Source organism: Variovorax sp. SRS16 (assembly GCF_901827165.1).
Lineage (GTDB): Bacteria > Pseudomonadota > Gammaproteobacteria > Burkholderiales > Burkholderiaceae_C > Variovorax.
On sequence record NZ_LR594666.1, the window covers coordinates 5,441,184 to 5,460,704 of the forward strand.

Consider the following 19,521-nt stretch of genomic DNA (forward strand, 5'->3'; position numbering starts at 1 on the left):
CCTCAATCCAGCAGCTTGGCGAGCGCGGCCGACAATTCGGCGGCCGGGTCCGGGGGCGTCCATGGCATGCGGAAGGCGACATGGCCATCGGGCCGCACGAGCACCGCGCCGCGCAGGCCGAGCAGCAAGCCATCCTTCTCGTGCGAGTCTTCCAATTGATGCGCCTGCACCGTGCGCCCCTGGTGGCCGGAGACGGCACGCGCGGCTTCCATCCATGCGTCGGCCTTCGGTCCCGCGACCAGCACGAAGTCCTTGTCGAACCAGTCGAGCGTGGTGTGGCGCCGCGCCAGGTCCAGCCAGAGGTGCGGAAAGCGCGCGCCGGGCTTGTCGGTGGGCTCGTACCAGCGCGCGCGCATCACGTGCCGGCCGGTGCCGTCGGGAATCACCGCGCCGTCCTCGTAGCAGAAGCCCAGCGACTGCCCGATGCTGTGGATGTGGTTGTCGCTGTCGCGGATCCAGAAGTCGATGCGGTCCGCATTGCCGGAGCGCAGCGCCTGGTCGCACTGGGTGAAGCGCGTCGCGTTGTGCAGGCTGAAGTCGGCATTCGATTCGGCGACGGGTCGGCGCTCGCGCTCGTAGCTCTCGAGCAGGCGCGGGCCGGCGCGGCCGGTGAGCACGAAGGCCAGCTTCCACGCGAGGTTGTGCGCGTCCTGGATGCCGGAGTTCATGCCGTAGCCGCCATTCGGCGGAAAGCGGTGCGCCGAGTCGCCCACCAGCAGCACGCGGCCCTTGCGGAAGCTCGCGGCCACCTGCCGGCTCAGGCGCCAGACCGAGCGGTTGATGACCTTCACGTCGAGGTTGGGCACGCCGGAGACGGTGCGGGCGAGCTGCACCACCTCGTCGTCGTTGCGCTCGCCGACGCGCTCGTCCACCTCGCGTCCCACGGGCAGCAGGTTGAGCCATCGGTCGCGGCCGTTGGTGTTGAGCACGGTCGTGATCGGGTACGGCGAATCCTTCGCATACACGCGCCAGCCGGCGCAGGTGGCGGCGTCGCGCACCTGCGAGAGATCGGCCTGCCAGAACTCGTTGGCCATCACGGCCAGCGTGGCCGGGCCGCGCATCTCGATGTCGGCCTGCCGGCGCACCGCGCTGGCGGCGCCGTCGGCGGCGATCAGGTACTGGGCCTGCCAGGTGATCGTTTCGCCGTTGTCCAGCTTGCGCGCGGTCACCGCGATGCCGCTCGCGCCCTCGTCGTAGTGCAGGAACTCGTGGCCGAACAGGAAGCGGCCGACCTCGCTCTTGCGCGCGAGGTCCATCAACTCCATCTCGACCGTGTCCTGCGACTGGATGATCTTCCAGCACGGCGAGTGGCCGAGGTTGGGCTCGGGGTTGGTGCGGCCCCACTCGTGGCCGCTCATCGATTCGCAGAAGGAGAAGAAGTCGGCGCCGTCGGGCAGCGCGTGGCGCTTCATCAGGCCGTCGATGCCCCACTGGCGGAAGATCTCCATCGTGCGGGTGTAGGTGCCGCGCGCCTTGGGATGGTCGGTCGTCGTCGGGCTGCGTTCGAGCAGCACGAAGTCGATGCCGAAGCGCTGCAGCAGGATCGCCATCGACAGGCCCACCGGCCCGCCGCCAACGATCACGACCGGGACTTTGCTTTGCATGGTCAAGTCTCCATGGGAGAGGAAAGGGACAGATCCGTGAAGCGGTACGACAGGCCGGGCACGGCCGGCACCCAGCGCGCCGCAGCGAGCGCCAGGAGACGAACGCCCAGGACTTCGTGCGGCAGCCACGCGGGGCGGGTGCCGAAGACATTGAAGGTGGCATAGCAGAGCCGGCCCTGCAGCAGCGGCACGTTGATCACGCTCTGCAGGCCCTGCGGGCGCATCTGCTCGAAGTCGTCGAAGTGGCGTGCCAGCACGTCCGCGCCCTCGCCGACGAACGTGCGGCCCTGCACGAAGATGCATTCGGTCCACGGCGTGAGCGTCTTGCGCTTGGCGCCGTTCACCGGATAGCGCTCGCCTTCGGACGAATAGAAGCGGCGCAGCTGGATCTCGTTGGCCGGGCCCTTCGCGGTCGTCACGTTCTGCTGGATGCTGAAGATGCTGTCGCCCGCGATGAGGCGCCGGAACAGGTCCACCTGGCGCAGTGCCGCATCGGCATCGCGCGCCTCGGCCAGCACGTCGAGGAGGTTCGCCGTGAATGCGGTGAGGGCCGATGCGTGGGCTGCGGGCATGGGGAAAGTCTAGGCTTCGCAATTCACCGAAGTGGATTAAATTCTGATGACGCGATAACCCTGGAGTTATGCCTTGCCGACTGCCCGCGACCCCGCCGCCGACCTGCAGCACGCGCTGCTCACGCGCCTGAAGCTGCGCCAGCTCTCGCTGCTGCAGGCCGTCGACCGGCATCGCACGCTGGGCCGCGTGGCCGCCGAGATGCGGCTCAGCCAGCCGGCCATCACCAAGGCGCTGCGCGAGGTGGAAGACATCTTCGGCAACCGGCTCTTCGAGCGCACCAGCCGCGGCCTCATGCCCACGCCGGCCGGCGAAGCCGTGCTGCACTACGCGCGGCGCTGGCTCGCGGAACTGGAGTCCACCACGCGCGTGCTCACCTCACTCGAGGCCGGCCGCAGCGGACGGCTGCGCCTGGGGCTGACGCAGCAGGTGCCGCAGCAGCTGCTGTCCGCGGCGCTCACGCACCTGCTCGATCGCACGCCACGCATGGCGGTGATGACGCGCGAAGGCACGACGGACGAACTCGTCGCCGGCCTCGTCGCGCGCGAGCTCGATTGCGCGATCGGCCGCTCGTACGACGGCGACGCGACGGGGCTGGTGCAGCAGGCGATCTACCAGCAGGAGCCCTGCCTGGTGGTGTCGGCCAAGAGCGTCAAGCGCCTGTCGCGCGGGCCGCTGGACTGGGCGCGCCTCGCGCAGCTCGACTGGATCCTGCCGCCGCCGAACACGCCCATGCGCCGGACCTACAACGCGATCTTCGTCGGCGCCGGCGTGCAGCCGCCGGTGCCGATGCTGGAGAGCACCTCGATCCGCAGCATGGAGATGGTGCTGCGCACCGAGCCGAACGCCATCTCCATCCTGGCCCGCGACGTGGTGGCCGAGATGGAGCGGGCCGGGCACTGGGCCGCGCTGCCTTATCGCTTGAGCTGGAACCTGCCGCCGGTGAGCTTCTTCACCTTGCAGGAACTGGAGGCGCATCCGATGGTGCGGTCGTTGCGGGCTGCGGTGGAGGAAGAGGCGCGCGGGATGACGCGCAAGGCCGGGTGAAGGGCGACGCGATGTCAGGCTACGGCGAGACCGCCAGAAAGCCGCTGATCAATCCCACCGTCATCGCCGTGCTCTCTTCCATCAACCAATGGCCCGCATCCGGCACGACCTCCTTCCGCACATCGGTCGCCGCATTGCGCAACATGTCGCCGGTGTCGCCGAAGCCATGGAGGAGCACGACGGCAGGGCCGCTTCCGCCCGAGCGCACGAAGAGGCTTGCGCCATCCGCCATGGCGACGGTGCGGGTCTTGAAGCCCGGCGGGAATGCAGGCCCTGCGCCGGCACGGCTGGCAAAGAGTCCGGCGATCGACAACACCATCAGCAACGCGAGACGATTCTTCATGTTGGAACTCCGGTTGGCGAGCCGATCGGTCCGACGCAGTGTGAGGCCTTCGCAGGTCCGAAGCCAGCCCCGAAGATGTCCGGTCGGAGGCGGCGATGTCAGCGCGCGTCATGGCGTCCCTCGGCAAGCGTTGTCGGCGCCCCGGCGAGCGGCTTCAGCAATCTGTTGTGCTGATGCCGGACCCATCCGCGTTCGCCGGTGCTGCGCCGATAGTCCAGCCACTCGGCGTCGCGATAGAGGGCTTCCCTGCGCGTCTCGCGATCCGCCATGCTCTCGTAGCGCCACAGATGGACGAACTGGTTGAGCTCTCCCGTCTCCGTCGTGAAGTAGGCGAAGGGCTCGCCCAGGTGCTTGCGCATGATCGGCAACGCCACCCGAAGATGCTCGGCCAGGTATTCCGAGAGCAGGCCGGGGGCGATGGTGTAGGTCCGTTCGTCGATGATCATCACGCTCACTCCGCACGAATGTGCTTTTCCTTGATGATGCCGCTCCACGTTGCCAGGTCACGCTGCGTGACGGCGCCAAGCTCCTGCGGCGTCGACGTGACGGCGTCCAGGCCGAGGCTCGCGTAGGTGTCGCGGCAGGCCGGCGAAGCGACTGCGCGAACGATCTCGCGGTTGAGCTTCTGGACGATCGCCGGCGGCAGATGCGCGGGGCCGAACACGGCGTACCAGGCAGAGGCCTCGAACCCGGGCAGGCCGGCCTCGGACACGGTCGGCACATCGGGCCATGCCGGCAGGCGCTGCGGCGATGTCACGGCCAGCGCTTTCAGCCGACCGTCTCGCACCATCGGACCGAGGGCCGCCGTGCTGTTGAAGACGATCGACACGCGGCCGGAGATCAGGTCCGACACGATCTGGCTGCTTCCCTTGTAGGGCACATGCAGCATCTCGACCTGCGCGCGTTGCTCGACCAGGACGCCGACCATGTGCTGCATGGTGCCGATGCCGGCGGAAGCGAAGCTGATCTTTCCCGGCTTTGCCTTCGCCAGCGCCAGCAGTTCCTTCAGGTTGTTGGCCTCGAAATCGGGCGCAGCCGCCAGCATCAGCGGCGTACTGGCGACCATGGAAATCGGCGTGAAGTCGCGCAACGGGTCGTAGGGTATCGCAGCGTAGAGCGCCGGATTGATGGCCTGTGTCGCGGTCGTGGTCAGCAGGAGCGTGTAGCCATCGGGCGCGGCCTTGGCAACGTAGTCGGCGCCGATGTTGCCCGCGGCGCCGGCGCGGTTTTCCACGATGATGCTGCCGAGCGCCGGGCCCATCTGCTGCGCCAGGAGGCGCGCCAGAATGTCGGGGCCGCCCCCGGGCGCGAAGGGCGCGATGATACGGATCGGCCTGGCCGGCCAGACGGCTTCTGCAAAAGCCCGGCCGACGAGCGAAGACAGAACCAGGACGGAACTGGCGCGGACCAAGGATCTTCTGTTCATATGAGTCTCCTGAAATTTTCTCTCTGCGAATGCGGGCGTCGCGACGCCTGGCGGCTCGAGGCATGCGCGTGACCGAGTCGATCAAGCCGCTCGACCTCGGCCTGTTGCGCTGCCTGGACGCACTGGTGGCCGAGTCGCATGTGTCCCGCGCGGCCGACAAGCTGGGCATGGGCCAGCCGGCGATGAGCCGCGTGCTCGGCCGGCTGCGCGAGCTGTTCGGCGATCCGCTCCTGATCCGCGGCGCGACCGGGATGATTCCGTCGCCGCGTGCCGTCGAGCTGGCGGTCATCGCGCGGCGCATCCTCGCCGACGTCGATCTGGTGCTGGGTGAGTCGATCCATTTCGAACCCGCGCTCTGCACGTCGACCTTCCGCATCATCGCGACCGACTACACGCACGCGACATTTCTGCCCTTGCTGACGCGCAGCGTGCGCGAGGAAGCGCCGTCGGCGACCTTGTCGATCAAGCATCCGGTCCATCCGAAGGCACTGGTGCTGGCCCTCGAAGAAGGCGATATCGAACTGGCCATCGGGCACCTCGAGGAGCCGCCGCCGAGCCTGCGCAGCGTGCCGCTGTTCGTCGACCGCATCGTCTGCCTGATCCGCGGCGGCCATCCCTACCTGGACGGCGGCCGCAGCGTCGAAGACTTCGTCGCACTGCCGCACATTCTCGTCACGCCGGCGGGCTTCGGTCATTTCCAGTCGAACATCGATCACGTGCTTGCGGAGACCGGCCTCAAGCGCAACGTCGGCATGCTGAGCCAGCATTTCATGGCAGCGCCCTACATCGTCCAGTCGACCGACATGGTGGTTCTCATGCCCCGTCGCCTGGCGCAGCACTACCTCGAGGGCACGGACCTGGCGATGATCGACCCGCCGCTGCCAGTGCCGAGCTACCGCATCTTCATGTACTGGCACGAGCGCAGCCATCGGGATCCCGGGGTCAAGTGGCTGCGAGAGCTGGCGCGGCGCTGCGCGCTGGCGATGCCGCCGCCCTGAGAATGCCATCCGGAACATCGCCGCGCGCCTCAGTTCGCGGGCCGGCCCTGACCCGGTACCCAGCCGCGATAGAACTTCTCGTAGACGTCCGGCGGCACCACGATCCCGGTGTGCGGATCGCCACCGTGGTCGAAGATGGCCATCATGTGACCGTCGTGGTCGTCCAGGTTCTCGAAGGTGCGGAACACGCCGGGCGGCACGCTGATCATGTCGAAGGGCTCCAGCACCGTGCTCTCTTCCAGATGCTCGCCCCACAGGACCTTGAAGCGCGCATCCATCGGGATGAAGACCTCGTTGTACGGATGCGAGTGCACGGTCGGCCGGATTCCCTTGCCGAGGCAGGAGATGGAGACATGGAAGTTGTGCGCCTGCGTGAGCGGCGCAGGCCCGCCCAGCGCACCTGGGGAGATGACGTAGTTCACCGAGCGCCGCCCTTTCTGCTGCCTGAGATCGGGGAAGGCGTAGGGATCGGGCTCGAGCGCCCGGAAGCGGGCAATGCGACTCGCCATCTCGGCGGTGCTGACCTCGGCGCTATGGCCCGGCGTGCGCAGGTGGGCTGGATTGATCCGGCTTTTCGCATTCATGCGTCGACTCCTTCGGGTTCCGATTTGCGTTGAACCACCACGGCATCGAGTGCCACGCCGCCCTCCGCGTGCAGCCGCCACGGATTGACTTCGATGCTCTCGATTTCGCCGGCCCGCGCAGCGACATGGTCGGAGAAGGACGCGATCGCCGCTGCGACTTCCTCGATGCGTATGGCCGCGCTGCCGCGGACGCCGCCGAGCAGGTCCGCGACCCGCGTCTGCTCGATCATGCGGCGCGCCTCCGCGGCATCGAAGGGTGCGGCGCGAAAGACGACGTCCCTGAAGACCTCGACCCAGGTGCCGCCGAGGCCGAACATCACGACCATGCCGAAGACCGGATCGAATTGCGCGCTCAGGATGGCGTCGATGCCGGGGCGCGCCATCGGCGTGACCAGAACACCGTCGATGCGCGCCTGCGGCAACTTGCCCCGTACGGTGGCCACGACCGTTTCCCAGCAGGGGCCGACGTCCTTGGCGGCGACATCGAGCACGACGCCGCCCGCCTCCGTCTTGTGCAGGATGTCGGCCGAGACGATCTTCAGTGCGTAGCGCGGCGCGCCCAACTCGACGGCGGCGGTTTGCGCCGCGGCCGCGGATCGCGTCACGCGCTCCGCGGGCACTGCGATGCCGGCAGCGGCCAGCACGGCCTTCGATCGCGCTTCGTCGAGCACGGTCCCGCTTCCTCGCCGTGCGGGGCCGAGGCTGCGTGGCCGTCGCACCACATCGGACACGGCAGCGCCGATGCGGGTCACGGCCTGGATCGCGGCCACGGCGCGCTCCGGTGCCTCGAAGAGTGCCACGCCATGCTGTTCGAGTTCCTCGCGGACCGTGGGTGGGGCCAGCATCGACAGGATGAAGCGGGTGCCGGGCTGCGCAGCGACGAGTGCCAGCAGGGGCCCACGCAGCTGCGCCCAGTGCACCGGATTACGGCCGACGTGCGCGAGGAAGGCGAGCACCGTGCCGGGCCGCACCTGCTCGACCAGCAAGCCCATGGCGCGCGCCACCAGGGCCATGTCGCCGAGGACGGACGTCGAGGTGTCGAGCGGGTTGGATGCCGTGGCCGCCGGCAGCCATTCGGACATCTCGGCCCTGGCCGCAGCCGGCAGGCCCGGCAGCTGCAGGCCGGCTGCGCTCGCCGCGTCGGCGATCAGCACGCCGACACCGCCGGAGGTCGTCAACACGGCGAGGCGGCCGTCTTCCCGGCGCAGGTCGCGCCGGCGGTCGACGCACAGCGCGTAGGCGACGTCGATGAGGCCATCGAGCGTTTGCGCGCGCCACGCGCCGTACTGGCGCAGGATGCCGTCGAAGACGGCGTCGTTGCCCGCCAGCGCGCCGGTGTGGGTGGCCGCGGCCTGCGCGCCGGCCGCCGAAGCACCGGCCTTCATCACCAGCACCGGCTTGCCGGCGGCTCGCGCGAGGCGCAGCGCCTCGATCAGCCGGTCGCCGCTGCGGCAACCCTCGAAGGTGGCCACGATGACCCGGGTGGCGTTGTCCTGCGCGAGGTAGGCGATGCATTCGGCGACGTCGACGTCCGCTTCGTTGCCGGTCGCGATCATGTGGCTGAAGCCGAGTCCGCGCGCCTGCGCCAGTCCGTAGCAATAGGAGCCGAAGGCACCGCTCTGCGACGCCAGGCCGATGTTGTTGCCATCGCGGCGCAGCGCCGGCCATGCGCCGTCGAGCGCCGTGGCGAAGGTGCCGAAGAAGCCGTCGACGGCATTGAAGAGCCCGAGGCTGTTCGGCCCGATCATGCGCATGCCGGCTTCGCGCGCCGTGCGCAGCAGCTCGTCCTGCTCGGCCATGCGGCCGGCGTCGGCGAATCCCGAGCTGAAGACCTGCACCGCCTTGACACCCTTCGCGGCGCAGTCCCGGAATGCCGGCAGCACGTCCCTGGCGGCCAGCGCGATGATGGCGTGCTCCACCGGCCCGGCCGCCGCGAGCGTGCGGAAGACAGGCAGCCCCTGCACGGTGTCCGCCGCCGGATGCACCGGGACGAGGGTCCCGCCGAAACCGGCACGTTTCAGGAATGCCAGCGGCCGGCCGCCGACCTTGTTCTCGTCGTTCGAGGCGCCGATCATCGCCACCGAGCGCGGCGCGAACAGCGGCCGCAGGCTGGCCAGGTCGAAGGTGCTCATCGCCGGCCTACCTTCCCTTGAAGACCGCGGGCCGCTTCTCGCCGAAGGCATGAACGGCCTCGGCGTGGTCGCGGGTCATCTGGGACAGCGTCTCCATCAGCAGGCCGTTCTCCATCGTGCCGTGGGCCAGCTGGCGGATCGTGTGGTTGATGGTGCGCTTGGTCCAGCGCAGCGCGAGGGGCGCAACCTTGCAGAGTCGTTCGGCGATGCCGTAGACCTTGTCGTCGAGTGCATCGTCGGGCACGCAATGGCCGATGAGCCCGATGCGCGCGGCCTCCTCGGCCGGGATGTTGTCGCCCAGAAAGAGCAGTTCCTTGGCCTTCTGGAATCCGACCAGCAGCGGCCACATCAGCGCACCGCCATCGCCGGCGACCAGGCCCACCTTCACGTGCGGGTCGCCGATGACCGCGCCCTGCGCTGCGACGGCGATGTCGGCGTAGACCGCGAGGGTCGCGCCGAGACCGGTCGCGGCGCCGTTGATGCGCGCGATCAGCGGCTTGGGCAGCTCGAGCATGCCGGTGAAGATCTCGCGGGCTTCTTCGGCCGTGTCGACCCACTTGCTGCGGTCGTCGATCTTCTCCTGCATGGCGACGATGTCGCCGCCCGAGCTGAAGGCAGCGCCGGCGCCGGTGAGCACCACCACGTCGCATGCGGGGTCGCGCGCGGCGTCACGGAACACCGTCGACAGCTCGCGGTGCATGCGCACGTTGGCTGCATTGCGAACCTCGGGGCGGTTCATGGTGACGGTGAGGATGCGGCCGCGATAGCCGAAGTCCAGGTGTTGGTAGTGTTCGTACATGGGTTCATCGCCCTCCGGCGACGGGCAGGGTCGCGCCCGTGATGTAGCTGGCTTCGTCGGACAGAAGCCAGACGATCGCCTGCGCTGCTTCCATGGGCTCGCCGGCGCGCCCCATGGGCATGCGTGCGGCATAGCGCTGCAGCCGGTCGGCATCGCCTGCGGTCGCGTGGATCTCGGTGGCGAACAGGCCCAGGCTGACCGCGTTGACGCGAACACCCTCCTGCGCCACCTCGGCGGCAAGGCCGTAGTTGAAGGCCTCGAGGGCGGCCTTGGCCGCGGCGTAGTGCACCAGCTCGCCAGGGCTGCCGCTCCTGGCTGCCATCGACGACACGTTGACGATGGCGCCGCCAGCGCCGCCGTGCCGGGTCGATGCGCGGCGCAGGAACGCTTGCGCGCAGAGGAAGGCGCCGACCACATTGACCTCGAGGGTCCGGCGCAGTGTGGCCTCGCTCAGCTGCTCGACCCGGGAGATCCGGCCGGGCACGCCGGCATTGTTGACCAGCGCGCGGACCGGCCCGAGTTCCTCGGCGACCTGATCGAACAGGCGCTCGACGTCGCCGTGCCGGCTGTTGTCGGCCTGCACCGCAATGGCTCGGCCGCCTTCGGCCCGAATCTCCGCGACCACCGCGTGGGCGGCCTCCTGGTTCGACGCGTAGTTCACGCCGACGCTCCAGCCGCGCCGGGCCGCGAGCCGGGCCGTCGCTGCGCCGATGCCGCGCGAACTGCCCGTGATGATGATTGTGGGTGATGCCATCAGGTCGTCTCCGTTGTGGGGAGCGAGTCTCCCGGCCGAGGCCCCAGCTGCCCATGGCAGGCGGCGCACATCGGTTATGCGCGACGCGCCATACCGGGCGCCGGCAACCCGGCGGAGAATGACCCGCACCATGCCCCCAACCACCGAAACCCGGGTTCCGACGCTCTACGAATGGCTCGGCGGCGCGCCCGCCCTGCTGCGCCTGACCGCGCGCTTCTACGAGCACGTGAAGGCCGACCCGCTGCTCGCCCCGGTCTTCGCGCACATGGGTGAAGACCATCCGGCCCACGTCGCCGCCTTTCTCGGCGAGGTTCTGGGCGGTCCCGACGCGTACTCGCGGCACCACGGCGGCCATCCGCACATGATTCGCCAGCACTTGAACCGTCACCTCGAGCAGGCACAGCGGCGGCAGTGGGTGGGTCTCTTGCTGCAGACGGCCGACGAACTGGGCATGCCGGACGACCCGGAATTTCGATCGGCGCTGGTCGGCTACCTGGAGTGGGGTTCCCGGTTGGCCGTCATCAACTCACAGGCCGGCGCCGAGGTCCAGGAGGATGCGCCGATGCCTGCATGGGGATGGGGTGAGGTGAAGGGGCCCTACAGAGGGTGAGCATCGGATCGAATGGATGCTTGGCGCTTCGACGCAGAAGTTGGCAGCTGTGCGCTGGATGGCTGTGAAGGGCCCCTACCGGCTGTACGCCTCGCTCCGAAGCGGGCATTCAACGTGCGCGTTCAGCGGGCACGGCGCGGGCTGGACGGTGCGCGGCGAATGTTCAGTCGAAAAGCTCGTTGTCGTCCATTCTCCAGTGGTCATCGAAAACCAGGGTTGCGAGATCTGCACGAGTCCGCCATTGCTGTGTCTCCAGCATGGGCCGGGGATAGAACTCGTCGACTCGCCCCAGGCAGAGGATGGCCACGGGGCGGCTGCCTGACGGCATCTGGAGCAAGTCTCGCAATGCCTCGGGATCGAACATCGAGACCCAGCCCATGCCGACATCCTCTACGCGTGCGGCAAGCCACATGTTTTGAATCGCGCAGGCGACCGAAGCGAGATCCATGTCAGGCATCGTGCGCCGCCCGAAGACATGCTGCTCGCGTTTGTCGCAGAGTGCGGCGACGAGGATCTCCGCGCATTCACGCATCCCCTCGACCTTGAGCCTGAGAAACTCTTGTTGCCGTTCGCCGAGCGCGCTCGCTGTTTCGATCCGCTCTGCTTCGACGAGCGCCAACATTTTCCGGCGCACTTCGACGGACTTCACGCGAATGAAACGCCACGGCTGCATATAGCCCACGCTGGGGGCGCAGTGGGCCGCTTCGAGCAGGCGCGTCATGAGCGCCTCGTCGAGCGGGTCACTGCGGAAGTGCCGCATGTCGCGGCGCGCTGCGATCACTTCGTACAGGGTGTTGATCTGGGTCGGGGTGAATCTGGACATTCGATCGATCAGCCAAAAAATGCGATTCGGGGCGCCAGCATAAGGCTCGATGAATTCAACCGATGCGCTGAGTCGTTTGGATCACACCACAGCCGCCGCTCGTGACCGGCTGCTGATGGCCGAGGGCCGTCATCAGCCACGACCGCACCTACCGACCTCCCGCCGACCGCGCAGCCGCGCAACCTTCAGGCTTGAACACGCGCGTGGTCGAAGCCGGGTATTTCTCAAGCTTGGCGGCCGGCCGCCGCGGGCGCTGGAGCAATTCTCCGCCGCAGTTCGGACAGATGCCGGCGAGGCGCTGTTCGGCGCAGTCACTGCAGAACGTGCACTCGAAGGAGCAGATCCGAGCCATGGCCGAATCGGGCGGCAGATCTCGGTCGCAGCACTCGCACCCGGGACGCATTTGAAGCATGACGAAATCTCCGCAAGCTGGGTCGAGCGAGCTTAGACGAACCTGGCCGGTGAATCCGAACGGCGGCAGCCCGCGCTCGAACGCGCGTCAAGGTGGCATGATCGCGCGACGTCGAACCTGAGACCTGGAGCACCCCGTGATCGTCGAGCGCATCTGGACCGGCAATGCCTACCGCAACTACAACTACCTGATCGCCTGCCCCGAGACCGGCGAGGCGCTGGCGATCGATCCGCTCGATCACCAGAAGTGCCTGGCCGCCGCCAAGGACAAAGGCTGGCAGATCACGCAGATCCTGAACACGCACGAGCACCACGACCACACCGGCGGCAACGCGGCCGTGGTCGCGGCCACCGGCGCGAAGCTGATCGCGCACCACAACGCCGGCGCGCGCATCGCGGGCGTGGACCGCGGCGTGAAGGCGGGCGATGTGATCAAGGTCGGCAAGACGGTCGAGCTCGAATGCATGGACACGCCCGGCCATACGATGTGCCACATCTGCCTGCGCTCGCACACCGAGCAGCCGGCGCTGTTCTCCGGCGACACGCTGTTCAATGCCGGCGCCGGCAACTGCCACAACGGCGGCAATGCAGAAGACCTCTACACCACCTTCGTCGATCAGCTCGCGAAGCTGCCGGGCGGCACGCGCGTCTATGCCGGGCACGACTACCTCGAGAACAACCTCAAGTTCACGCTCGCGCGCGAATCCGACAACGCAGCGGCCAAGGCGCTGTTGCCGCGGGCGACGGGCCACGATCCGGCCAGGGCGCACGTCACGACGCTCGACGAGGAAAAGCAGATCAACACCTTCCTGCGCCTGAGCAGCCCGAGCGTCATCGCGGCGCTGCGCGAGGCCTTTCCCGATCTGCCCGAGAAGCCGGATCCGAAGACGGTGTTCGTCAAGCTGCGCGAATTGCGCAACCAGTGGTGAGCCGCACGGGCGACGCCGGCTCGGACTGACACAGCGCGCGGCGCGCTCAGCCGCGCACGCGCAGCATCCCCTCCTGCGCCGCCGAAGCCACCAGCCGCCCATCGCGCGTGAACACGCTGCCGCGGCACAAGGCCCGCGCCCCGCCCGCGCTCGGCGAATCGAGCACGTACAGCAGCCACTCGTCCATGCGGAAATCGCGGTGGAACCACATCGCATGGTCAAGGCTCGCGGCGCGCACCTTGCCGCCGAAGAAGCTCAGGCCGTGCGGGCGCAGGGCGGCGCGCAGCAGGCCGTGGTCCGATGCATAGGCGAGCAAGGCGCGGTGCACGATCGGATCGTCGGGCAGCGGCGCGGTGGCGCGCATCCAGATCGCGCTGCCGGCCGGCCGCGGTACGGGCGCGAGCAGGTCATTGCTGTCGGTGCCGCGGTATTCGATGGCCTGCGGCTCGGTGCCCTTGACGCGCCAGGCCGCGGGCAGCCGGTCGCCGAGCGCGATGCGCTGCTGCAGTTCGCTTTGCAGGCTTTCAGGTTCCGGCTCCTCGGGCATCGCGGCCTGGTGCTCGATGCCCGAGGCCGCGCTTTGAAAGGACGCCGACAACTCGAAGATCGTGCGCTCCTGCTGGCGCGCGACCACGTGGCGCGTGGTGAAGCTGCGGCCGTCGCGCACGCGGTCGACCGTGTACTCGATGGGCGCGTGTTCGCCCGGCAGCAGGAAATAGGCGTGCATCGAATGCATCGGGCGATCGGCCGCCACGGTGCGGCTCGCGGCGACCAGCGCCTGCCCCAGCACCTGGCCGCCGTACACGCTCCGCGAGCCGATGTCTTCGCTTTGCGCGCGAAAGCGGTCCTCGCCCAGCGCTTCGAGGTCCATCAATGCGACGAGCTCGGCGACGCGGCGGGCGGCGGCGGTGGTGGCGGGATCGCTCATCGTCAACGGTCCAGGTCCGCGCCGTCGGCGGCGAGCTTGCGCTGCAGCGCCGGCACGTCGACCGCGGCAAAGGCATCCGCGCCCAGCACCGCCGCAGCGGTGCCCGCGGCCTGCCCCATCACGAAGCAGCCGCCGCTGGCGCGCGCGGCCGACTGGCCCTCGTGCGTCATCGAGGCGCAGCGCCCGGCGACCAGCAGGTTGTCGACGCCGCGCGGCACCAGCATGCGCCAGGGCAGCTGGTTGAAGGTGCGGCGCTCGTCGCGCGGGAAGGCCCACTCGATCTTGCCGGCCGCATGCATTTCCATCGGCCAGGCGTTGATGCCGATGCTGTCGTCGAAGCGCGCGGACGAGAGGATGTCCTCGCCGGTCAGCGCGTAGAGGCCTTCGATGCGCCGCGTCTCGCGGATGCCGACCTGCGGCGCGATCTCGACGATGGCCGATTGCTCGAAGCCCGGCACCTCGGCCTTCAGGAAGCGGAAGTACTCGCCGATCTGCCGCCGGCCTTCGACCTCGCCGTCGCTGAGTTCGCGCGCGTCGACGCCGTTCATCGCGCCGCCCGCGGCATTGCGGATCTGCGTGACGTTGGCGCGCCATTCGCGCGGGTCGATCTGCGGCCGCAGGATCGCGCCTTCGCGCGGAAAGCGATAGGCCTCGGGGTCGCGTTCGCGCGCCTTGGCCATGAGATCGTTGATGGCCTTGAATTCGCCGACGGCCGCCAGCGCGCGCGCCGCATCGACATGGCCGACGCGGAACATGGTGGACGGAAAGAGCCCGCTGCCATGGCCGTCGCCGACCGCGAAGGGCACGCCCGCGAAGGCGGCGACATCGGCATCGCCGCTGGCGTCGATGAAGGCGTTGGCGCGGATCGCCTGCCGGCCGGACTTGGTCTCGACCACCAGCGCCGCGATGCGCTGGGGTCCGTCCATCAGCACGTTCGCGGCCCAGGCATGGAACAGCAGCTGCACGCCGGCGTCCAGCAGCAGCTGGTCGGCCGCGCACTTGTAGACCGAGGTGTCGTAGGAACGCACGCGAATGCGGCCCTGCATGCCGTCCTGCGGCTTGTTGAGGCCGCCCATCGCCTCGATGCGCGCGAGCAGGTCGTCGGCCACGCCGTGCACCAGCTGCGTCATCTCGCCCTCGCGCTTGCCGTAGAGCCCCGCGAAGTTGGTGACGCCGCCGGCCGTGCCCATGCCGCCGAGAAAGCCGTAGCGCTCGATCAGCAGCGTGCGCGCACCATGGCGCGCCGCGCTCACGCCGGCCGCGATGCCGGCCGGGCCGCCGCCGACCACCACGACGTCGAACTCGCCGAAGACCGGCAGGCTGCGCGCCGGTTCGAGCAGCGAGGTGGCGGTCATTGGAGCTTGATGCCCTTGGCGGAGATGATGGACTGCATGATCGCCGTCTCGGCCGCCACGCGGCTCTTGAGACCTTCGGCCGAAGTGCCCACTGCCTGCCAGCCCTGGTTGAAGAGCTGGCGCCGCGTGTCGGCATTGCGCATGACCTCGGGCATGACCGCGGCCAGCCGGGCCTGCGCGGCCTTGGACAGGCGCGCCGGTCCGATCAGCGCGGTCCAGACCTCGAGATCGAAGTTCTTCAGGCCGGCATCGGCCAGCGGCGGCACTTCGGGCGCCAGCGGGCTGCGGCCGCTGGTGAGGCCGATGGCCTTGAGCTTGCCCGCGTTGACCTGCGAGATCGCCAGCCCCGGCGGCACCAGCGCCATCTGGATCTGGCCGCCGAGCAGCGCCGTCACCACGCCCGGGTTGCCCTGGAAGGGAATGTGCTCGGCCTGCACGCCGGGCATCCTCGTCTTCAGCAGCTCCATGCCCAGGTGGCCGACCGAGCCGACGCCGACCGAGCCGTAGTTCCACTTGTCGCCGCCCTTCTTCGCGGCGGCAAAGAAGGCCGCGCCGCCGGGCTCCGTGGGCGGTGCGACCAGCACCAGCGGCGCGGTCGCGATCAGCGAGATGTAGCTGAAGTCGCGCGCCGGGTCGTAGGGCAGGTGCGGATACAGCATCTTGGCGGAGGTGAGATTGCCGTTGATCACGATGCCGAGCGTGTGGTCGTCGGTCGCCTTGGCCACCTGGTCGGTCGCGATGTTGCCCGACGCACCGGAGCGGTTCTCGACGATCACCGGCTGGCCTAGCGCCCTGGCGAGCGGATCGGAGATGGCGCGCGCCGCCATGTCGGGCGTCGAGCCGGCCGGGAATCCGACCAGGAGGCGCACCGGCTTGGTCGGCCACGCGGGGGCCTGGGCCAGCGCAGCCAGCGGCGCGGCGCCGAGGCTCAGGCTGCAGGCGGCGATCAGGAGTGCGCGTTTCTTCAGGGACGGCATGAACGGTTTTCCTTTTTTCTGTGTAAGAGAAGAAGCTCGATTTTGCCTTCGCATCACGACCGGGCCGGCGACGCATCCGCAAGGCAGTGCGCGGGGTCCCACGCATAGAGCCATTCGACCGCATCGTAGTAGCGTTCGGGCGAGCGGCCGGTCCACAGGCTGTTGCGCACCAGGCGCTCGACACCCTTCGCATGGTAGAGGCGTCCCATCTCGCGCACCGACAGCACCACGCGCGCGGTGCGTGCCACGCGCGCCGAGGCATAGAGGCGGAAGGCGGCCGGCAGGTCGAAGCCGCAGGCCTCGACCGCGGCGCCGAGCGTGACCGCGTCCTCGAGCGCCATGCAGGCGCCCTGTGCGAGGTACTGCATCATCGGATGCGCGGCATCGCCGAGCAGCGTGGCCGGGCCGTGGCTCCAGTTCGCGATCGGCTCGCGGTCGGCGGTGCTCCAGCGCCGCCACGAGGTGGGCCGCTCCAACAGCTGGCGCGGCCGCGCGTGCACGCCCTCGAAGTACGACATCACCTCCTGCTTGCTGCCATCGGTGACGCCCCATTCCTCGTGCTCGCGGCTGTGGAAGGTGACGACCAGGTTGTACTGCTCGCCGTGGCGCAGCGGGTAGTGCACCAGGTGGCAATTCGGCCCGGCCCAGACCACGGGCGCATTCCAGCGCAGGTCCTCGGGCATGTCGGCGGCCGGCACCACGGCACGGTAGACCACGTGGCCCGAGACGCGCGGTGCATCGCCGACCAGCTTCTCGCGCACCACCGATTTCACGCCATCGCAGCCGACCACCGCATCGGCAGCAAAGCGACGCCCGTCGCGCGTGACGGCGACCACGCCGCCGTCGCCGATGTCGAGCGCCTCGACCTGCGCCGAGGTGTGGAAGCGGATCAGCGGATGCTGCCGCACCGCCGCGTGGATCGCGCCGTGCAGATCGGCGCGATGGCTCACCGCATAGGGATTGCGAAAGCGCGCGCGGAAGGCCTCGCCCACCGGCACCGAGGCGACCTCGCTGCAGTCGACCGCGTCCATCATCACCAGGCGGTCGGTGAACACCGAACCGCGCCGCACGGCCTCGCCGACGCCGAGCGCATCGAGCGCCGCGAACGCGTTGGGACCGAGCTGCAGGCCGGCGCCGATCTCGCCGATCGCGGCGCTCTGCTCCAGCAGCTCGATCGCGATGCCCAGCCGCGCCAGCGCCAGCGCCGCGGCCATGCCGCCGATGCCGCCGCCGATCAGCAGCACCGAGGGTTTGTCGTTGGGTGTCGTGTGCATGATGGTCTTCTCCCCGCGTTTCGAATTCAGTCGATGCGTACGGTGACCGGCTCGAGGCCGTCGATGCGCACCGTCAGCGTCTGGCCGGGCCGCACCGCGCCCACGCCTTCCGGCGTGCCCGTGAAGATCAGGTCGCCGGGCTGCAGCGCGAACAGGGTAGACAGGTGGGCGATGACTTCGTTCACCGACCAGATCAGGTGGCGCAGGTCGCTCTTCTGCCGCACCTCGCCATCGACCTCGAGCACGATCGCGCCCGAGACGATCTCGCCGGCCTCGGCCAGCGGGCGGATCACGCCGACCGGCGCCGAGAAATCGAAGGCCTTGCCGATCTCCCAGGGCCGGCCCTGCTCGCGCATCTTCATCTGCAGGTCGCGGCGCGTCATGTCGAGGCCGGCCGCATAGCCGTAGATGTGCGCCGCCGCGTCCCCGATCGCGATGTCGCGGCCGCCTCGGCCGATCATCGCCACCAGCTCGGCTTCGAAGTGGTAGTTGGCCGTCTGCCCCGGATAGGGAATGCCGACGGTGTCGCCCGCGGGCACCGGCACGATCGAGGCATCGTCGTTCGGCTTGCAGAAGAAGAAGGGCGGCTCGCGGTCGGGATCGAAGCCCATCTCGCGCGCATGCGCCGCATAGTTGCGGCCGACGCAGTAGACGCGGCGGACCGGGAAGAGGTCGGTCGTACCGGCGATGGGAAGACCGACGACGGCCGGCGGTGAAAAGACGAAGGACATGGGAACTCCTGCCGCATGCAGCGGCGCATGGATGGATGAAAAAGACTTGCCGCCAGAGCGGCGGAAGCTCAGGCGTCTTCGAGGAAGGCTTCGCGCAGGATGCCCATCGCTTGCTGCACGGGGCGGTCAGAGAAGCTGAACAGCACGACCTCCTCGCTCGCCGACAAGCGCAGCGGCGCCCACGAAGGCACGACGAAGGTATCGCGCGGCCCGAAGTCGAAGCGCTGCCCGCCGATCTCGGCCGTGCCCTGGCCTTCGACCACGCTGTAGACCGTGCCATCGGTCGCGCGCTGTGTCTTGCCCTGGAAGCCGGCCGGCAGCAGTTGCAGCTGGGTGCCGATGGTCGGCATCGGCGAACCACCGGTGAGCGGATTGATGTAGCGCAGCTTGTGGCCCAGCCAGGCATCGGGCGCTTCCTGCTTCTGCAGCTGCGCCAGCGCCTCGCGGCTGCGCGCATAGGGATAGTTGAAGATCGGAGAGGTCATCGACACATGGTCGTGCCGCACCGGCACCATGTTGTGGCCGAAGCGCGCGAGGCTGTGGCCTTCGGGCCGCGCGACATGCTGCACCTTGGCATCGTCGTTCTCGGCGAAGCCCGCATCGAAGAAGCGCAGCATCGGAATGTCGAGCCCGTCGAGCCAGACCACCGGCTCGCGCACGCCCGCGATGCCTTCGTTGCCATGGTCGTGCCAGGCCCACGAGGGCGTGATGATGAAGTCGCCCGGGTACATGGTGGTGCGCTCGCCCGCGACCGTGGTGTAGGCGCCCCGGCCATCGACGATGAAGCGCAGCGCCGACTGTACGTGGCGGTGCGAGGGCGCCACCTCGCCCGGCATGATCAGCTGCAGGCCGGCGTAGACCGACTGCGTGATCGACGAGCGGCCCGGCAGCGCCGGGTTCTCGAGCACCAGCACGCGCCGCACCGCTTCCTCGGCGGTGATGAGATCGGCCGATTCCATCAGCAGCGGCCGGATCTCGTCGTAGCGCCAGAGCGCCGGCACGCAGGGCGTCTGCGGCTCGCGCGGCACCAGCGCATGCAGCGATTCCCAGAGCGGGGTGAGGTTCAGCGGGCGGATGCGCTCGTAGTAGGCGCGGCGCTCGGCCGCATCGGTGCGTGCGGGCTGGGTGGCGGTGGTCATGGGGATGTGTCTCCTGGCGGCAGGCGCCGATGCGCACATTGTTGGCCTCCCCTACTATTTGTTCAAGATGCAGGGGAAATACCTTGA

At 69.0% G+C, this 19,521-nt stretch carries 21 protein-coding genes; 4 read left to right on the top strand and 17 right to left on the bottom strand.

Going from position 1 to position 19,521, the window contains the following annotated elements; genetic code table 11:
• Positions 1–2: 2 nt before the first annotated feature.
• Both E5P2_RS26280 and E5P2_RS26285 read right to left on the bottom strand, forming a co-directional pair.
• The gene (locus E5P2_RS26280; RefSeq protein WP_162570022.1) at positions 3–1,604 is read right to left on the bottom strand and encodes an FAD-dependent monooxygenase; all 1,602 of its coding nucleotides are present in this window, start codon (positions 1,602–1,604) and stop codon (positions 3–5) included.
• 2 nt (positions 1,605–1,606) lie between these two features.
• Positions 1,607–2,176: a GAF domain-containing protein gene (locus tag E5P2_RS26285; RefSeq protein ID WP_162570023.1), complete on the bottom strand. Its 570-nt coding sequence runs from the start codon at positions 2,174–2,176 to the stop codon at positions 1,607–1,609.
• A 73-nt stretch (positions 2,177–2,249) separates the two neighbouring features.
• Between E5P2_RS26285 and E5P2_RS26290 the strand changes: the two genes are divergently transcribed.
• Complete coding sequence (locus tag E5P2_RS26290) at positions 2,250–3,221, top strand: LysR family transcriptional regulator (protein ID WP_162570024.1); 972 nt, start codon at positions 2,250–2,252, stop codon at positions 3,219–3,221.
• Between the two features lie 19 nt (positions 3,222–3,240).
• On the opposite strand, the gene E5P2_RS38400 is transcribed toward E5P2_RS26290, so the two are convergent.
• The 3 genes from E5P2_RS38400 to E5P2_RS26305 all read right to left on the bottom strand — a co-directional run bounded on the left by E5P2_RS38400 (position 3,241) and on the right by E5P2_RS26305 (position 4,990).
• Positions 3,241–3,564, bottom strand: a complete 324-nt coding sequence (locus tag E5P2_RS38400) for a hypothetical protein (RefSeq protein ID WP_443083536.1) — start codon at positions 3,562–3,564, stop codon at positions 3,241–3,243.
• Between the two features lie 98 nt (positions 3,565–3,662).
• Positions 3,663–4,010, bottom strand: coding sequence for an NIPSNAP family protein (locus E5P2_RS26300; RefSeq protein WP_162570025.1), 348 nt, complete (start codon positions 4,008–4,010; stop codon positions 3,663–3,665).
• A gap of 5 nt (positions 4,011–4,015) precedes the next feature.
• Positions 4,016–4,990, bottom strand: coding sequence for a tripartite tricarboxylate transporter substrate binding protein (locus tag E5P2_RS26305; protein ID WP_162570026.1), 975 nt, complete (start codon positions 4,988–4,990; stop codon positions 4,016–4,018).
• A 68-nt stretch (positions 4,991–5,058) separates the two neighbouring features.
• Between E5P2_RS26305 and E5P2_RS26310 the strand changes: the two genes are divergently transcribed.
• On the top strand, positions 5,059–5,988 hold the full coding sequence (locus E5P2_RS26310) for a LysR family transcriptional regulator (protein WP_162570027.1): 930 nt from the start codon (positions 5,059–5,061) through the stop codon (positions 5,986–5,988).
• 29 nt (positions 5,989–6,017) lie between these two features.
• Here E5P2_RS26310 and E5P2_RS26315 read toward each other — a convergent pair whose 3' ends face one another.
• Genes E5P2_RS26315 through E5P2_RS26330 form a run of 4 tightly spaced genes read right to left on the bottom strand, consistent with a single transcriptional unit; the run spans position 6,018 to position 10,257 of the window.
• Positions 6,018–6,572, bottom strand: coding sequence for a hypothetical protein (locus tag E5P2_RS26315; RefSeq protein ID WP_162570028.1), 555 nt, complete (start codon positions 6,570–6,572; stop codon positions 6,018–6,020).
• Complete coding sequence (locus E5P2_RS26320) at positions 6,569–8,704, bottom strand: acetate--CoA ligase family protein (RefSeq protein ID WP_162570029.1); 2,136 nt, start codon at positions 8,702–8,704, stop codon at positions 6,569–6,571. Before E5P2_RS26320 ends, E5P2_RS26315 begins: the two co-directional genes overlap by 4 nt.
• A 7-nt stretch (positions 8,705–8,711) precedes the next feature.
• The gene (locus tag E5P2_RS26325; RefSeq protein WP_162570030.1) at positions 8,712–9,503 is read right to left on the bottom strand and encodes an enoyl-CoA hydratase/isomerase family protein; all 792 of its coding nucleotides are present in this window, start codon (positions 9,501–9,503) and stop codon (positions 8,712–8,714) included.
• A 4-nt stretch (positions 9,504–9,507) separates the two neighbouring features.
• Positions 9,508–10,257 (bottom strand): SDR family oxidoreductase, encoded by a 750-nt coding sequence (locus E5P2_RS26330; protein WP_162570031.1) that lies wholly within the window; start codon positions 10,255–10,257, stop codon positions 9,508–9,510.
• Positions 10,258–10,387: 130 nt separating this feature from the next.
• On the opposite strand from E5P2_RS26330, the gene E5P2_RS26335 reads away from it, so the two are divergent.
• Positions 10,388–10,867 (top strand): group II truncated hemoglobin, encoded by a 480-nt coding sequence (locus tag E5P2_RS26335; RefSeq protein ID WP_162570032.1) that lies wholly within the window; start codon positions 10,388–10,390, stop codon positions 10,865–10,867.
• Between the two features lie 163 nt (positions 10,868–11,030).
• Here E5P2_RS26335 and bluB read toward each other — a convergent pair whose 3' ends face one another.
• The gene (gene bluB, locus E5P2_RS26340) at positions 11,031–11,690 is read right to left on the bottom strand and encodes a 5,6-dimethylbenzimidazole synthase (RefSeq protein WP_162570033.1); all 660 of its coding nucleotides are present in this window, start codon (positions 11,688–11,690) and stop codon (positions 11,031–11,033) included.
• A gap of 148 nt (positions 11,691–11,838) precedes the next feature.
• Complete coding sequence (locus E5P2_RS26345; protein WP_162570034.1) at positions 11,839–12,102, bottom strand: DUF1272 domain-containing protein; 264 nt, start codon at positions 12,100–12,102, stop codon at positions 11,839–11,841.
• A gap of 136 nt (positions 12,103–12,238) precedes the next feature.
• Here E5P2_RS26345 and E5P2_RS26350 point away from each other — a divergent pair, with 136 nt between their 5' ends.
• Positions 12,239–13,030 carry a hydroxyacylglutathione hydrolase gene (locus tag E5P2_RS26350; RefSeq protein ID WP_162570035.1) on the top strand — a complete coding sequence of 264 codons (792 nt, stop codon included), beginning with the start codon at positions 12,239–12,241 and terminating at the stop codon, positions 13,028–13,030.
• Between the two features lie 46 nt (positions 13,031–13,076).
• On the opposite strand, the gene E5P2_RS26355 is transcribed toward E5P2_RS26350, so the two are convergent.
• From E5P2_RS26355 to gtdA, 6 genes are all read right to left on the bottom strand, one after another.
• Positions 13,077–13,958 (bottom strand): acyl-CoA thioesterase, encoded by an 882-nt coding sequence (locus E5P2_RS26355; RefSeq protein WP_162570036.1) that lies wholly within the window; start codon positions 13,956–13,958, stop codon positions 13,077–13,079.
• Between the two features lie 2 nt (positions 13,959–13,960).
• Entirely contained in the window at positions 13,961–15,313 is a 1,353-nt protein-coding gene (locus E5P2_RS26360; protein ID WP_162570037.1) for an FAD-dependent oxidoreductase, read from the bottom strand.
• Positions 15,310–16,290 (bottom strand): Bug family tripartite tricarboxylate transporter substrate binding protein, encoded by a 981-nt coding sequence (locus tag E5P2_RS26365; protein WP_162570038.1) that lies wholly within the window; start codon positions 16,288–16,290, stop codon positions 15,310–15,312. Before E5P2_RS26365 ends, E5P2_RS26360 begins: the two co-directional genes overlap by 4 nt.
• 53 nt (positions 16,291–16,343) lie before the next feature.
• The gene (locus E5P2_RS26370; RefSeq protein ID WP_162570039.1) at positions 16,344–17,564 is read right to left on the bottom strand and encodes a 3-hydroxybenzoate 6-monooxygenase; all 1,221 of its coding nucleotides are present in this window, start codon (positions 17,562–17,564) and stop codon (positions 16,344–16,346) included.
• Between the two features lie 26 nt (positions 17,565–17,590).
• Entirely contained in the window at positions 17,591–18,295 is a 705-nt protein-coding gene (locus E5P2_RS26375; protein WP_162570040.1) for a fumarylacetoacetate hydrolase family protein, read from the bottom strand.
• 68 nt (positions 18,296–18,363) lie between these two features.
• Complete coding sequence (gene gtdA / locus E5P2_RS26380) at positions 18,364–19,434, bottom strand: gentisate 1,2-dioxygenase (protein WP_162570041.1); 1,071 nt, start codon at positions 19,432–19,434, stop codon at positions 18,364–18,366.
• Positions 19,435–19,521: the final 87 nt, after the last annotated feature.